The organism is Thiocapsa sp. (genome assembly GCF_022340925.1).
GTDB lineage: Bacteria > Pseudomonadota > Gammaproteobacteria > Chromatiales > Chromatiaceae > Thiocapsa.
The window spans coordinates 12,096-27,911 of the sequence record NZ_JAJDNA010000118.1; the positions used below are offsets into that span (position 1 = coordinate 12,096).

General features: G+C 66.4%; 7 protein-coding genes. All 7 read left to right on the forward strand.

Annotated features, from left to right (window positions below; all coding sequences use genetic code 11):
- The first annotated feature begins 5 nt into the window (after positions 1–5).
- Positions 6–452 carry a gp25 family contractile injection system sheath assembly initiator gene (locus tag LJE61_RS14085; RefSeq protein WP_296918726.1) on the forward strand — a complete coding sequence of 149 codons (447 nt, stop codon included), beginning with the start codon at positions 6–8 and terminating at the stop codon, positions 450–452.
- Positions 449–5,638 carry a baseplate J/gp47 family protein gene (locus LJE61_RS14090; RefSeq protein ID WP_296918728.1) on the forward strand — a complete coding sequence of 1,730 codons (5,190 nt, stop codon included), beginning with the start codon at positions 449–451 and terminating at the stop codon, positions 5,636–5,638. The genes LJE61_RS14085 and LJE61_RS14090 overlap by 4 nt, the downstream gene beginning before the upstream one ends.
- Positions 5,635–7,803, forward strand: a complete 2,169-nt coding sequence (locus LJE61_RS14095; protein WP_296918729.1) for a baseplate J/gp47 family protein — start codon at positions 5,635–5,637, stop codon at positions 7,801–7,803. Before LJE61_RS14090 ends, LJE61_RS14095 begins: the two co-directional genes overlap by 4 nt.
- The gene (locus LJE61_RS14100) at positions 7,800–9,902 is read left to right on the forward strand and encodes a hypothetical protein (protein ID WP_296918731.1); all 2,103 of its coding nucleotides are present in this window, start codon (positions 7,800–7,802) and stop codon (positions 9,900–9,902) included. The genes LJE61_RS14095 and LJE61_RS14100 overlap by 4 nt, the downstream gene beginning before the upstream one ends.
- A 22-nt stretch (positions 9,903–9,924) precedes the next feature.
- The gene (locus tag LJE61_RS14105; protein ID WP_296918733.1) at positions 9,925–11,409 is read left to right on the forward strand and encodes a hypothetical protein; all 1,485 of its coding nucleotides are present in this window, start codon (positions 9,925–9,927) and stop codon (positions 11,407–11,409) included.
- The gene (locus LJE61_RS14110) at positions 11,406–12,539 is read left to right on the forward strand and encodes a hypothetical protein (RefSeq protein WP_296918735.1); all 1,134 of its coding nucleotides are present in this window, start codon (positions 11,406–11,408) and stop codon (positions 12,537–12,539) included. Before LJE61_RS14105 ends, LJE61_RS14110 begins: the two co-directional genes overlap by 4 nt.
- Before the next feature lie 708 nt (positions 12,540–13,247).
- A partial coding sequence (locus LJE61_RS14115; RefSeq protein WP_519973040.1) for a phage tail protein occupies positions 13,248–15,816 on the forward strand: 2,569 nt, incomplete at its 3' end.

A 15,816-nucleotide genomic window follows, 5' to 3' on the forward strand; every position in this document is an offset into this window, starting at 1 on the left:
CGCCCATGGCAACTGAGCTCAACCGACAAGGCTTTCCGCCTTTCCTCGGGCGTGGCTGGCGATTCGGGACACCGCCGGATCAGCGGCGGGGCGTGACCCTGGACCCTCGCTGGGGCCGTGTGGAGATGGTCGAGGGAGAGACCGACGTCCAGCAGTCTATTGCGATCATTCTCGGCACCGCGCAGGGTGAGCGGGTGATGCGACCCGAATTCGGCTGCGGCATCCACGAGCTGACCTTCGAGGCGATTTCCTCGCCGCTGGTGGCCGAGGTCAAGCGGGTGGTGCGCGAGGCGCTGGTGCGGTTCGAGGCGCGGATCGACGTGCTGCGGGTCGATGTGGACACCAACGGCGCGCGGGATGGAAGGCTCGCCATTGAGGTGAGCTACCGAATGCGCACGACCAACCAGGTCGGCAACTTCGTGTATCCCTTCTATTTCCGGGAGGCCGCATGACCCGGGCGCCGGACTATCCGCCGGTCGATCCGCGCCGCGTCTCGGAGCTGCGGCAGGCGCTGCTGCGGGACATCGCGGCGCTCGCCCCCGATTGGCGTGGTGCCCAGGACACCCAGGGCGCGGACCGGGCGATCGTCGAGGTTGCAGCGCGCCTGGGCGAGGAGGCCACTAGGCGGCTCGACGAGACGCCACAGCGCGATGCGTTGGCGTTTCTGGAGATGTTCGACATCGCCCCGCCCGGCCCCGTCGCGGCACAGGGAGTATCGGTGTTTGCCCTGAAGGAGGACAAGACCGCACCGGTACTGGCTCGCGCCCGGACCGGGATCGAGATTGAGACGCTGGCTGGAGAGTCCCAGAATTTTGAGACGCTGGAGGATCTGCGCATCCAGCCCGCGCGGATCGATCGGCTCGCGACCGTGGACCCGGCGACGGATCGGCTCGAGCTGGCGCCTACCCAGGTGACGAGTCTGGAGCCGGACTTGACGCCGCGACCCGTCTATCGGCTCGCGGCCTCAGCCGGGCCGGAGGCGACGGTGATCTCGATCGAGCCGCCGGTGGGGATCCTGCCGGACGATCTGCTGCGCGTGACGGTTGGCGACGCTGATCCGGTGTTTCTGGAGGTCGCGGAGTTCTCCGAGGACGGACTGACGACGCTGAAGGCGCCGGTGGGCGGCACCGGGCTGTCCGTAGACGACGTGACCGCGATCGAGCGCATGGTCTGGCTCGACGCCTTCGCCATGCCGAACCGGCAGGAGCACGGGCTCTATGTCGGGGACGCGGACATCCTGAACGTCAAGGAGCCGGCAGAGATCACCTTGCGTTTCGAGCCGGGGTCCATTGCCGACATTCTATCCCCCAATGCGGTGGAGGTCGAAATCTGGGGCACGCGGGAGGGACCGGGCGAGCCCGAGGAGGCGCCGCGTTGGCACCGACTGGTGCGACTGGCGGGTCCTGGCAGCGACCTGCGGCTCTACAAGTCCTGGATCGGCCCGGTGGACGAGCTGGAGCTGGGCGAGAAAAAGTCGCGCTGGATCAGGATCCGGCCGCAGCACCCGATCGCTCCCGAGAACGGAGCTCACCCGTTGACCGCGGAAGCAGCCGAACTGGAGCATGTGACCCTCGGGATCGAAACCGAAGAGCCCGAGGATGCATCGAACGACACCGTCTCGCAGGCCGCCTATAACAGCACACCGCTGCCGGTCACCTCGGCCTTCCTGCCCTTCGGCGCCGAGCCGCGGCGCTTCGATACCTTCGCCTTGGCCGCCCCCGAGGTATTCACGAAGCCGAAGGCCGTGGCCACGCTCAAATTCGACCTGGTGGACGCGACCCTGGCCGCGCTCACGATGGCACTCCGCACCGACACCGAGCGGCACGCGTATGGCATTGGCCTGAACGGGCGGCTGCAGGTGCTGGACCTGACGGAGGGGCGTCAGCTCTGGCGCGAGGTCGGCGGACCACCCGAGGAGGTGGGCTCCACGGAAATTCTCCCGCTGGAGCCGGAAGCTGGCATCGCGGCCTACGGCTTGAGCAAGCTGCCCGCAGCAATCGGGACGGAGGTCGTGGTCTACGCCAACGACGTTGTCATCGCGCGAGTCAGCGATGGCGAGCTGGTTGCGGCGAATGTGCAGATCCGTCGCGGTGGGTCAATCAGTCTGGGAAATGCCGTGACGGTGGCGAGCTGGAACCAACTGCCTGCGCTCCCCGAAGGCGCACTGCAAGACGCGGAGCACCCGGCGCTGGTCGCGGTTCCGGTGCTCGGGCCAAATCACTTCAGTTTCGATGGATTTATTGTGAGTGCCGCCTCGGGGGGATTGCACTGGCTCAAGATCGGCCCAGATGCCCACGCCACCACCACGAGTTGGGCCAAGATCATCACTTCGATGGATCCGCCGACGCTGTCGCCCAATCCAGTATTGGCCTTCGTGGATGGTTCGGTGGACCGAACGGAGAACCCTCAGGACCAGGAGGCCGCATTCCTGGCGATGGACGATTCTGGAGCAGTCTGGGTCCTGCGGACGGAGCTCGACGGCGAGAATCCTCGCTGGGATGCGCTGCACGATGGCGCGTCGGACACCATACGACTGGCACCGGGTGCGCGTCCGGCCGGCTTGCGGATGGAGCGGGAGGGCGACAACCGCCTGCTGGTCGCGGGTCTGTCCGCAGAGACAAGCCACCTGCAGCTCTGGGAGTTCACCATCGCGGACGACGGCTTCACGCTGCAGGGGGATAGCGACTCGGCGCTCGAGATCCACGCGGGTGCCGAGCTGCGGCTGGTGCGTGGGCTCAGCGAGGGCGACGACACGCTGCCGCATGTGCTCGGCTACCAGAGCCCGCCCGGGGCGGGATTGGCCTTCGAGTGGGCGCCTCAGACCGGACAGGTCGCGCGCCACATACTGTCGGAGGACGTGGCGCTGAGTGGCCCCCTCTCCCATGTGTCAGCGGGGATTTTCCCGCCCGATGACCAACATGACCAAGCGCTCATCGCGTTCGGTGCGGACGATCAGACGCTCGTGCGGCTCCCGATCAATCCCTCGGTGTCGGTCAAGGAGGCGGCGGATTCGATCATTGCGGAGCAGGCCAGCCCGCCGGATGCAGATGACCCGGATGCAGATGACTATGACCTGATCCTGCTGGAGCGCGTGCTCCAAGGCGCAACGGAGCGGGCGATCGAAGAGGTCATGGCCTTCGATCAGACCGCCTCAGGCGCGGACGTCATCAAGCTGGATATGGGAGAGACGGACTGGTCTGAGCCCGTGCGTGTCTTAAGGGCGAAGAGCGGGACCTTAGGGCTGACATTTGATACCACCAGTGAAGACGATGGTCGGCTTACGGGAGACGACGCGGGCACGATTGAAACCGGTCAGAGCTTGCTGATACGGCCGGAGAATGACACGAGCCGCCACGGAATCTTCACCGTCGAGTCCAAGTCTGCCGATGACGAACTGATCGTCACCGAGAAAGACGAGTTGAGGGACCTGATGGCGGGTGACGATGGCGCAGTATGCCAGCAGATACAGACAGTGGCCGAAACGGCTGCGCGTACCGCGAGCGCGGCGCAGGGGACACTGGTTCGAATCGGGCCGCTGCCACTTGCCGAAGATCCGGCAGGGCTAGGCTTGTTCGCACAGCCCGGCAGGATTGCTGCGGCCGAGGTGCTCGGCGCGTTGCCGAACGAGAGAACGGTGCTCGTTGGCGGCTGGGATGGACCGTCGCCGAACATAGGCGATCTGGTCAAGTTCGTCGGCGCAAGCATCGTGGCTGAAGTACCCCAGCTCCAAGTGTTGTCCTCCAATTTCTCGGCGCCAGAGCTGTCCTGGGAGTATTTCAACGGCGACGGATGGAAGCTTCTGGACAAGAACTTCCGTGACACGACCGCCGATTTCTCACGCTCGGGCGAGGTCTCCTTCATCGTGCCTAGCGATCTGGCCCAGACCGAGATCGGCGGGCAGGAGGATTACTGGATTCGCGCCCGGCTCGTCGGCGGGGATTACGGCAAGCCGGTCTACAAGGTGGTCACGACGGAGGTCGGGACCGACTCCAGCGAGCAGAAGGTCGTGGTCGATACCAGCGAGCTGCGCCCGCCCGAGGTGGCCCGTGTGACGGCCTGGTTCAAGCTGCCGCCCGAGCACGCGCCGGCTCAGGTGGTGGCCCGAAACAATCTGCGGGACCTGGATCAGACCTCGGCCAACCGACTCTCGGGCGCGCGGTTCGCCATGTTCGAGGGTGCGATGGCCGAGCCTCTTGGCACCGGCGGCGGGCGGGCAATTCTGATGGGCACGACCCGATCCCTCGAGCCAGGCCCGGCCAGCCTCTTCGTGCAGGTCCGCGAACAGGACCGCACGGCGAAACTGATCCTCGAGACCCTAGGCCCGAAAAACGCCTGGGTGCCGGCCCCGTTGACCGGCGAAGACACGACCAAGGGCCTGCACCGGACCGGCCTCCTGCGGTTCAACGTGGGCGAACGGTCTGCGCAGGTGCTGCTGTTCGGCAAGACACTCCACTGGCTTCGCATGCGGGTGGAGGACCTGGGCGACTGGGCGCCGGCGCTCACGGGGACCTGGCTCAATGGGGTCTCGATCGTGCAGGCAGAGACCATTCGGCAGGAGCTGCTCACGTCTTCGGCGGGGGAGCCGAACCTGGAGCTGACGCTCCTGAAGCCACCCGTGTTGCCTGATTCGCTGGAGCTTCGCGTGCGCGAGCGTCTCAGCGACCAGGAAGCGGCAGATCTAAGTGCCTCAGGGGGCAAAGGCGAGCCGGCCCCCGTGGTGGACGAGGTGCCGAACCTGCCCGGCGAATGGGTCCTCTGGCGCCAGGTGGATAGCCTCCTGGACCAGCCGGCTGACGCGCGGGTGTATCTCCTAAGTTCCGATGGGCGACTGCGCTTCGGCGATGACCAAAACGGGCGAATCGTTCCCGCGGGCCGGGACAATATCCGAGCCTTTTCCTATCAGAGCGGCGGCGAGCGGGTAGAGACGGCCGGATTTGCCAAGGCAGCACTGCAGGGCAGCGTCGAAGGCGTCGAGATGGTGCTGGCCCCCGCTCCGATCGCAGGCGGAACGCACCCCCCGTCCCCTTCCGAGCTGGTTGCGCGGATGCCCCAGGTCCTGCGCCACGCCGGGCAAGGTCTATCGCTGACCGATCTGGAGGCGCTGGCCCGAGACAACGACAGCGAGATCGCTCAGGTCCGGGCCTTCGCTCCGAACGCGCCAGCGGGGCGGGTTCGCCTGATCGTGCTGGCGCGGGGGGCGAATCGAACGCCGGAGTACTCGCTCGCTCAGCGGGACAACTTGCGCCGGGTACTGCACGCGAGGATGAGTGACGCATACGGGCCAGCCTGCCTGGAGGTGGTTAGTGCCGCCTTCGTGCCGGTGACGGTGAAGGTGACACTCGTGGCGCGTCCTGGGGCGCTGGCGGCACTCGAAACGGATGCCCGGGCGCGCCTGGAGACCTTCCTTCACGCTGCGTTGGGCGGACCGGACGGGACTGGCTGGCCGCCGGGGCGCAGCCTCTGGCCCACGGATGTCCGCCGAGCACTGTTGCAGCTAGAGACACTTGATCGAGTGGTGGATGTCGAAATCGTCATGCCGAATGGCCGAGGCTTGGGCGATGTGCTGCCGAATGAGGTGATCACCACCGCTTCGACCTCCGATCTGACGGTGCTCGTCGAAGGGGAGGCCTTGGCATGACGTCCATCGTGCCCGAGCTCGACGACATCGAATTCGATCGGCTGGTCGAGGATGGCCGGGGTCTGATTCCACGCTATGCGCCGGCATGGACCGACCACAACCTCCACGACCCCGGCATCACGCTGATCGACCTAATCGCCTGGCTGGTGGACCAGCAGGTCTATCGGATCGGCTTCGTCGGCGACAGCTTGCGGACCGCATTCACCCGGCTGATGGGCATCTCGCCGCGCGGACCGGAAGCGGCACAGATACTGATATGGCCTAAGGATTGGGTGCAGGAGATGAGCTTCGCCGAGGGAACCGAGATCCGCTCACCGGATGCGGTGGAGGCCCGGTTCACGCTTATGGGAGACGTCCGCACTGTGGCAACCGGGATCAACGGGATGTCGACCTGGACCGATGGGGTGCGAAAACCGCTCGGCGACGGACTGACCGAGGGTCGAGACCCAGTGGATTTGCTCCCCGCTTGGGGCGGTGGGCCGCAGATGCTGGAGATCGAGCTCGAGCAGCCGATCGTGCCGCTCGCGGTGTCTGGACCCGTGTCGCTGGGCTTCGCGGTTTCTGCAGAGATGGGCGCCGCCGACTGGGAGCCGGTTGTGCTCGAGCAGTGGGATTCCCGCGGCTTCTGGCGGGTGCTGGACACCCTGGACTGCACCGGCGGGCTGAGGCATTCGGGGGTGATCCTGTTTCGCCCCGAATACCCTTCCAGCGTCAACGCCGAGGGACCGGATGCCAGTCGATTCCGGCTTCGGCTCGATCAGGGACTCAGGCCGGGGTCGGTCCGAATCACAAGAATCGGCCTGAACGTGTTGCCGGCGCGGGAGGGTTGGGACGACCCGAGTGGCGTGATTGGCGAGGGCTCCGGTCTGCCGGATCAGACAGTGGAGGTGGAGACCTCAGACGTCCTGAATCGGGACCGGACCCTGGTGATCGAGACCAACGTCGGCGGGGTCGAGACCCGGTGGGAACGGCGCGAGGACCTAACGAGCTCGGGTCCGGGGGACCCGCACTATATGCTCACCGAACAGGGGATCGTCTTCGGCAACGGGATCAACGGGCCAGTCGTGCCGTTGGGCGCTCAGATCCGGATGGGACCGGTGCGGCGCACCAGTGGCGCCGAGGGCGCGGTCTCGGCGGGACTGCAATGGACGATTGCCGGCGTTGTGTTCGGCACGAATATCGCGGCCTCGACGCCCGGGCGAGACTGCGATGGGCTGACGGAGTTGCTGACCCGGGCGAGAAAGGTCAGTCGGACGCGCGAGGGGTTACTCAGCGCGGAGGCATTGCGGGAATCACTGATGTCCGCCGGGCTGGGGCTGGCCGATGTGCAGGTCACTGCGCAACGGCGTCCGGGGCTCGAAGGTAAGGATGCACCGGGAAGCCGGACCGTATTGGTGCTGCCGATACGGGATCCGTCGCAGCCGCCAAGCCCGTTCAGCGAGCGGCTGCGGGACGAGATCGAGCGGGTGCTGGCGCCGCTGAGGTTGCTGGGCGAGCGACTCTACGTGTCGCCACCCGTGTATGTGGGCGTTGATGTCGTGCTGAAGCTGGTCGTGGAGGCGGATGCGGACGTGAGCACCGTGCGGGCGGAGGCCGAAGCGATCGTGCGCGCGAGGCTGTGGGACCTGCCGCGTCGGTCGGATGTGGAGCCCTGGCCCGCGGGACGCGACGTGACCGTCGGCGAGATTCAAGGGCTGGTGGCGGGCCGGGACGAGGTGGTTCGGATCCCCGACTGCCGAATCGCGCGGTCAGGCTCCGTACCTGGTCGCGCGGCTGTTGAGCTGAGCGACCGGGAAATCGCCTTGGCAAAGGCGGTGACAGTTGAGGTTGTGCGTGACGGAACGCCCGCCGCGAATCAGTTGCCGGTCTGGATCGACATCGAACTGACCTTGGTCACTCAGCCCACAGTGAACAAATGGGACGTGGCGCAGGCGGTCCGGGGCGCCTTGAGGGAGTGGTCGCAGGCGGGCGGGATCGTAACCCTCGAGGACATCGGCAATTTGGCCTCACGTCAGGAGCAGGTACTCCGAGTGGCTGGCAGCGCGATCACAGTCGCGGGCGGCGTGCCGGGCACTTCGCCTATCCCGCTCCAGGGCCATGAGGTGGCTCGGACCGGGCTGCTGGATATCGAGGTTCGCTATCCCAGCGAGGAGGCGAAGTCGTGACCCATCCAGCGGACAAGGTCTATTGCTTCCGCACGCTGGAGCACTGGGGGCAAGGACGGATCGAGGGGTTCCTGTTCGCGGACGGACCGGATGGGATTCTGATCACGCCCGAGGAGCTCGGAGCCGAGCCCGTGGCAAGGGCGTCCGGCAGCCAGACGGCTGCGGCGCTGACCACGGATCCGTGCGGGCGACTCCTTTGGCTCCTGTCCGACGGCACCCTGATGGCCACCCATGAGGCAGGCGCGGTACAGGTCGCGGTGCTCCCGCGCTCGCTGGCCCGAAACGTTCAACGGTTGATCTGGGGGCAGCGAACGGCGTGGGCGGTCAGCGGAGGCTCGATCGTGAGGCTCGATGCCCGCGGCGGAGCGCGAACCGGCGGGTTCGACGCCCCGGGTTGGCGTGTCGTGGACGCGGTGGCAGACCTCTGTGACGGGGTGATCGCTGCGGAGGTTAGCGGACAGGCCTTGCGGTTTCGCCGGATTCGGGCCGACGGACAGGCGCGGGTCCTGGGCGTGCATGACGGCTTCACGGAGGTGATCGCGGCGGTCCGCTGGAACGACGACGGCCCGATCCATGCGGTCGTCCGGGTCCAAGGCGGCTTCCAAGTGGTGACGTTCCCGCCCGACGGCGGCCCGCAGGCCACGCACGAGTTCTCCGGTCCCATACCGTCGGGTGCTGTGGCCATGGCAGGACCGGGACGGTTGCTAATGGCTGCCTCGGGCGGCGGGATCTTCACTGTTGCCTTCGGATTGATGGAGCCGCTGCGCGAAATCAGAACAGCACAGCCCATGGCCGAGATCTCGAATCTGCTCCGGACGAACGGCTTGCTCTACGCCGCTGCGGGGCAGAGGGTCTGGGCGCTGCGGGAGGTTGCGGAAACAGCGGACGCCAAGACCGCGACCTGGTACGGGCCCGTTCTGCGCTCGCCCCGGGGGGACAGGTCGGGCTGGTTGCGTGCGGATCTCTGGGCCCGGCTTCCCGAGGGAGCGCGGGTGCGCATCTCCAGCCGGGCCTTTGAAGACGCCCGCGCGGCGGCGGCCTACCGAGACACCTTCACCCTGCAGCCCGGCGCACCGCTTCTAACCGAGGGCTGGAAGCTCGAAGCCGCCAGCGAGCATTTTGGAGATGGCATGGAGCACCCGTTGCGCCACTACCTGGGGGACGAGACCGCGGAGTATCTGGCACTGCGGCTCGAGGTCTCGGTCCCGGCCTGTGCGGGTGCGGCGCGGCTGAATCGGCTGGATGTGCTCTATCCCAACCGCTCGCTGATCGAGGACATGCCGACGATTTACCGCCCGGGCACCGAGTCGGAGCGGCAGATGCGGCGGATGCTGGCGCCATTTCAGGCGCTCGCCGACGAGATCGACGACCTGATCGGCGACGGCATCCGGCGGGTGGACCCTGACAAGACTGATGACCTTTGGACCGGGTTCCTGCTGCACTGGCTCGGACACGGCGAATTCACGCGGCTACCGGCCGACCAACGCCGAGCGCTTCTCGTCGCGCTACCAGAGATCCTGCAGCTCAGAGGCACGCTTGCGGGCCTCGTCAAGGTGATGGAGATCCTGGCGCCGGAAGGCTTCAGCATCGAGGACAGCGGCACCGGTCCGGACGTTTGGGTCTTGCCAAAGCCCATGGACCCGGCCGGTGCGAGGCTGGGTCGCGAGACGCTGGCGGCGCGGCACCGACCGGGGGCGCTGAGGCTCGGCCATCGCACTCCGCTGGGCGTGGCGGTGCTGAGGTATGGATGCCTCGACCTCGCCCTCCATGCACAGTGCAGCGGGACAGTGACCGTGCGGGCTTTCGGTGGCGAGCCCGCGCGCGAGCGGCTGGAGCCCTTCACAGGCCGCATTGCCCGGACCTTCGCCCCCGCAAACACACGGATGGATTTCACCTTCGGCGATCATCGACCGCCTCGGCGCCTGGAACGCGGGGCTGGCATCGGGCCCAACGACGACGCGGGCACCTTCCTTAGACTTAACGACGACAGAAGCCGTGCGCTCGGTGCGTGGCGCCTGCCCCGTGAAGGCACGGCGGCGGCCGATCACACCGCCGTCCTGGGCTCCGCCCACCTGGATGGAAGCCTGACCCTGGAATAGCGCCCTCCCGAGGAGACACGCGATGAAAAACGACGGCTACGAACACAAGGACTGCTGGTCCCGGACGCCGCATTTTCGGCCCGGCACCAAGCTCACGGCAGAACAGCTCAACGCGTCGCAGGCCGACGCGGTACGGCGCGACCGGTTGGTCAATGTCGCGATGCACGGGATCGGTGTGGCCTACGGATTCCAGATCCGCGCGGACGCAAAGGGCCGTTTGATTGTCGAAGACGGCTGCATCTACGTGACCTGCGGCCTCGCCTTCGACCGGTATGGACGCATGCTGTTCTGGGGCGGCGGGCATCTGGCGATGAAGGACATCATCGGGCCCAAACCGCACACCGAGGGACGTTACACCCTCTCGGTGCACTATGCGGAGAAATCCGACCAGAACGGCGCCTTCGATCCTTGCCGCGAGGGCGCGGAGTGGTTGGATCGCTGCGTGGTCTTCACCCTCACAGAGAGCTGCAAACCGCACGACGGGTGCGCGCCGGACGTGCCTTTGGATGCCTGCATGACCCGCACAGAGTGGATCTGTACCCGGAGCGGATTCCAGCCCGGCACGGTGCCCAAGGACGAGGCGCTCGCCTATGCCTGCGCCGAGCCCCCACCGCTGGTGGCCTCCGACTGCGGACGCGTCTCCTACGATCCCGAGGCCGGCATCCCGCTCTCCTGCGTCGAGATCTGCGACCTGGATCGGGACAAGGAGGACTGCTATCCGCGCTACGACTTCTGCCATTGCGGCGATGTGGACAATTGCCGGTTTCGGCCCGTCGCCTATCGCAGCCCGCTGCTCTACGAGCTGATCAACCTCGACGATGTGCCGCTGGCAAAGATCGCTTCCTATAGCTGGTCCGAGTGGGAGCTGCAGGAATGGTCCGACGAAGACCGCGTGCCCTTTTCCGCCTTCAAGCACCGTGCCAAGGCCTGCCAGTCGTGGCCGATCAAGCCCTGGGATGGCTTCGCGATCATGTTCACGCGGCCCGTGCAGCGACGCACGCTCCACCCGCTGAGCGTCATCATGGACATCTTCATCCTCGAAACCCGCGCGAACTACTGGGAACCCTGGCGGATACCAACGCGGATCCTGCACTTGGACGAAGCGGGCGAGATCATTTCGCCGGAATCAGAGGCTGACTGCGCCTGGGGTGCGCTGATCTGCCCCGAAGACGACTGGATCAAATACGAGGTGGACGATGCCAAGTCCACCATCCTCGATTGCGCCAACATTGGACGGCTGGCCCGGGTCGAGATCTCGATCAGGGGGCAGATCGTGCGCGACTGCTGCGGCCTGATGATTGACGCGCGCCCCATCGACGTCGACGAGGGTGATCCCTGCCTCAACCGGCCCGGCCAGGAGCGACCCGGCGACACCTGGATCAGCATCTTCCGGATCGGCCGGGATGCCTACGAGCAGGCGCAGGCGCCCTCCGACCAACAGGAGGGTAAAGCCGAGATTCAGGCGGCTCGGCAAGCGGATTCCTCGATCGACAGGAGCGAGATATGAACAAGCCGGATTCCAACCTGGGTCGAACCTTTCCAATGCGCGCGGAGTCGGTCAATTTTACGGACGGCATGATCGTCACGGCCGACGATCTGAGCACGGCCATGGCCTACCCGATCGCACTGATGCAGTCCGTAAACCGTGCCGTCTTCGGCTGTGGCGTGGTCTGCGGCTTCGAGCTGAAGCCGGACCCCGATCTCTGCGGTAAGACCGAGCGCTGCGATCCCTGTGACGACTACTCCGAACTGGCCTATCCCAGCTTCACGGTCCAAATCGGGCGCGGGACAGCCATCGATTGCGCCGGTCTTCCGGTGGAGCTCTGCAAACCGGTGTCCTTCGACCTTGGCGACAAGCAATGCGGTTGTGATGCGCGGGAGGGCAAGGTCTGCATCTTCATCCGACGCCTGAGCTCGCCCGAAGCGCCGCGCGGGGATTGCTGCGGCTCGGCCGATGAGCGCGTGCAGTGCTCGCGACTGCAGGACCATGTGGAGATCCGGGCCTTTCCCATGGGCGAGGAGCCCGAAAATGCTTGCATGTATCCCTTCGACGATCCGAACGGCAACGCGAACGGTTGTGGCGACAGCGAGCCCCAGGGCTCGGACACCAGCGGGACCTATAGCGAAGCCCACCGTGGCTGGCGCTGGCCGGAGCACGATGAGACCTGCAAGTGCCTGACCACCTGCAGCGAATTCGACTGCTGCGGCGAGGGCTGGATCCTGATCGGCTGCCTGGAGCTCTGCAAGGGCGGGATTCTGGTGGACAGCTTCGACAATCCTTACAAAAACCGCAAGTGGATCAAGACGATCGAGTGCTTCTGCCGCAGGGTGGAGGACAAGCAAGAAACCGAGGGATATGCCGCGCGCGAGGAAGAAGAGTTGAACCGAGGCTACAAGAAACTTCAGAACAGGGACATCGATCCGGCATTCGAGGAGAAGGTCCTCGCGCTGTTCGAAAACGAAGAGCGCGCGTACACGATCTTGGCGAGCGGGGCCTGCAACTGGGAGCAGGTCAAGATCCTGCTGGAGAAACGTCAGCCACAAGTGCAGAAGGCGTTCAACCTGAAAACCGCCGATCGAATTCAGGACTACAAGGCAATGGTCGATGAGCAAATCAAGAAAGAGCGCTACGGATAGCTCGTCTCTCCATCCCTACACCGCACGTCTGAGGCGGTAGATCGGTAGGGAGTGTCGATGGCCCGCACAACCACCACACGGCGGGCATCCGCCCGCGTCAAAGCCCGCGCCCCGGCAGCGCAGCGGGTGCCCATGCGCCGGCCTCCGGGCTCAGGGCCAGGCGGGCTTGTCTCGGGCCTGCGCTCGATTGCCGGCAGTGCGGGAAATCTGAGCGCACCCGCACCGGAAGCTCCTCCCGCGGCCGTTGCCCTCATGCCCGAGCCTTCGCGGGCTCCCGAAGCCCCCAGCACCAGCGCTGAAAGGCCCGCCGGCAGTGCGCCCGCACGGGCGATGTCGGCGGCCCCCGAGACGGCATCCATCCCCGAGGCCATTCCGGGCCAGGCGTCGGAAGTCCTGCGCGCGGCGGCTGTAGAGCCGGTCCCGCCGGCGGCCGAGAGGTCACCGGAGATGGCCGCGAGCGCCGTGACAACCACGGGCGCAGAGGCTGCGGTGACTCCCGAGGCCAGCATGATCAAGGCGCCGGCGGCGGAGGCCCAAGCCCCGGAGCCAACTCCGTCACCGGACACCGCCCCACAGACCGAACAAGACATAGGGGACGTTGAAGGACGCGGGGCTGAATCGGCGGAGACCGCGCCCGAGCCCGACCACGAGGGGGCGGTGGCCTCGTCAGCGGCGGGAGGCGCAGGGGCAACGGCTGCGGAAGACACGATGGCCGAAGCTCCGGATGCAGAGGGCGAACCCCCTCAAGCGGCTCCTGCGCCGGAGGCTGCTCTGCAAACCGAACAGGGTGGAGCGGCAGCGGAGGGCGGCGAGGCTGCGCCGGAGGAGCCCGCGCCCGAGCCCAGCCCCGAGCAGGCGGTAGCCCCGGCGGCGGCCGCAGTCGGGCGGCGTGCGAGCGGCTCGGCCAGCCACCAGCCTGCTGGTGCGGCGGCGGGTACCGCGGTGGCCGCAGGAAACCGGCCCGAGGTCACCCAGCGGCGGGCCGCTCAGCAGGCAGGCATTCAAAGCGCCGATAGCGCAGAGACCGGCGAGGTCAGTACACCTACATTCGAGCAGGCCCTGCGCGATGCCATCAAGCAGGCGATGCCCGAGCCGCGCAACGAATCCGAGGCGCGTGATGTCATGCAGCACGGCGCCGAGCGCGCTTCTGCCGCACTGGGCCAAACGATGGGCGAGCAGCAGACTCAGGCGGTCGGCAACCTGCCCGCTGCGGTCGACGAGGAGGCGCAGCCCGATCCCGCGACCATGCCTGGCGGGGAGGAGGTGGAGCTGGTGCCCGAGGAGGTGGGTGAGCCGCCCGCCGGTGTCTCCGCCGCGCCGGTGGTGCCGCCGCCCTCGACCGAGACCGCAATCGACACCTCGGAGAACCGCGAGCGAGTCGACACGCTCGCGGCAGAAAGCAACATCACCGAAGAGCAGCTCAGGCGCGGCAACGATCCTCAGTTCGAGGCCACGCTCGGCGCGCGCGAGGAGGCCGAGGTCAACGATCGCGAGGCCCCCGCGCGCCTTCGCGAGGCGGAGGCCGCCGATCGGCAAGCCACCCGTGAGCGCGGGCAGGGCGCAATTGCAGCCGGGCTCTCGGCCTTCCACGGTGCTCGCGCGGAACAGCTCAATGCCGTGGCAGGACAGCAGACCGACACCCAGGGTCTGACCGACCTGCGCAAGCAAGAGATCACGGCAGACATCGAAGCCATCGGCGCGTCGGTGCGCGCGGACGTCACCGAGATCCTCGACGACATGGACACCGAGGTGAACGACACCTTCCAGATCGCCCTCGATGAGGCAATGGGGCGCTACGAGGCCGCCTTTGACGACGTGAAAGGCGGCCTCGGGACCGCGATCAGCGACTGGTGGAACGACGTTTCCAACGAGGAACGCCTGCAAAAAGCCTTCGCGGCCGGCCGAAGGGTCTACGACGAGCGCATCAGCACCGCAATCACCGAGGTGGCGCGGATCGTTGAGGAAAAGCTGCAGAAGGCCCGCGACCGGGTGGCCGAGGGCCGCGCCGAAATCGACCGTTACATGACCGACGAGGTCTCGGACGCTGAGCGGGACTTCGCCGAACAGGCCACCACGGCCATCACCGCCGATTTCGACGCGCTGGAAGGCGAGATCAACGAGCGCCGAGATGCCGTGGTCCAGCGCATGGTCGGCATGTACCGCGAGGGCATCGAGCGGCGCAATGCCCGCGAGGAGCAGCTCCGCGAAGAGAACAAGTCATTCTGGGAGCGGGTCTACGACGCCACCGTCGGGGTGATCGAGAAGGTCATCCAGTTCAAGAACATGCTGCTGGGCATCCTGGGCCGTGCCGCGGACGTGGTGGAGGCGATCATCCAGGATCCGATCGGCTTCCTGACCAATCTCATCGCGGGCATCGGTGCCGGACTCGAGCGCTTCGTCGCGAATATCGCCGAGAACCTGAAACAGGCCCTCATGGGCTGGCTCTTCGGCGCGCTGGAGGGCGCCGGCATCCGATTGCCCCAGACCTTCGACCTAAAGGGCTTCCTCGACATCCTGCTCCAGGTGCTGGGCCTGACCAAGGAGAACGTGCGCGCCCGCGCGGTGCGTATCCTCGGCGAGGAGATGGTGGCCAAGATCGAGGCTGCGGTGGACTTCCTGCGCGTCCTCTTCACCGAAGGCCCCGCCGCGGTCTGGCAGATGCTGTTGGAGAAGCTCGGCAACCTCAAGGACGCGATCATCGAGGAGATCAAGAGCTGGGTCATCACCAAGATCATCGTCGCCGGCGTCAAGTGGCTCGTCGGGCTTCTGAACCCCGCCAGTGCCTTCGTCAAGGCCTGCATGGCGATCTACGACATCGTGATGTTCTTCATGCAGCGCGGGCAGCAGATCATCTCCGCGGTCAACGCCATCGTTAACGCACTAGGGACCATCGTCGCGGGCAACATCTCCGCGATGGCCCAGGCCGTCGAAGGCGCGCTGAACCGGATCTTGCCGGTCGTGATTGGCTTCCTGGCCTCGCTGCTGAGCTTGGGAGATATCTCGGACAAGATTCGGCAGTTCATCGAGGCGGTGCAGGAGCCGGTCAACAAGGCGATTGATTGGGTGATTAGCAAGGGTGTGAGTATTGCCAAGAAGATTGCGGGACTGTTTGGCGTGGGTCGCGACCAAAGTCAGGAGGATGCGGACACTCTTGGAGAGGGGCCAACTGGTTTACACGCCCGCGCAGCGGCAATGTTGGGAGACAGGCTCGGACCGAGCGCAACGCCCGAAGAAGCGGGACAGGCGTGTACCCAGGTTGTGAATGAGCTCCGTGAAG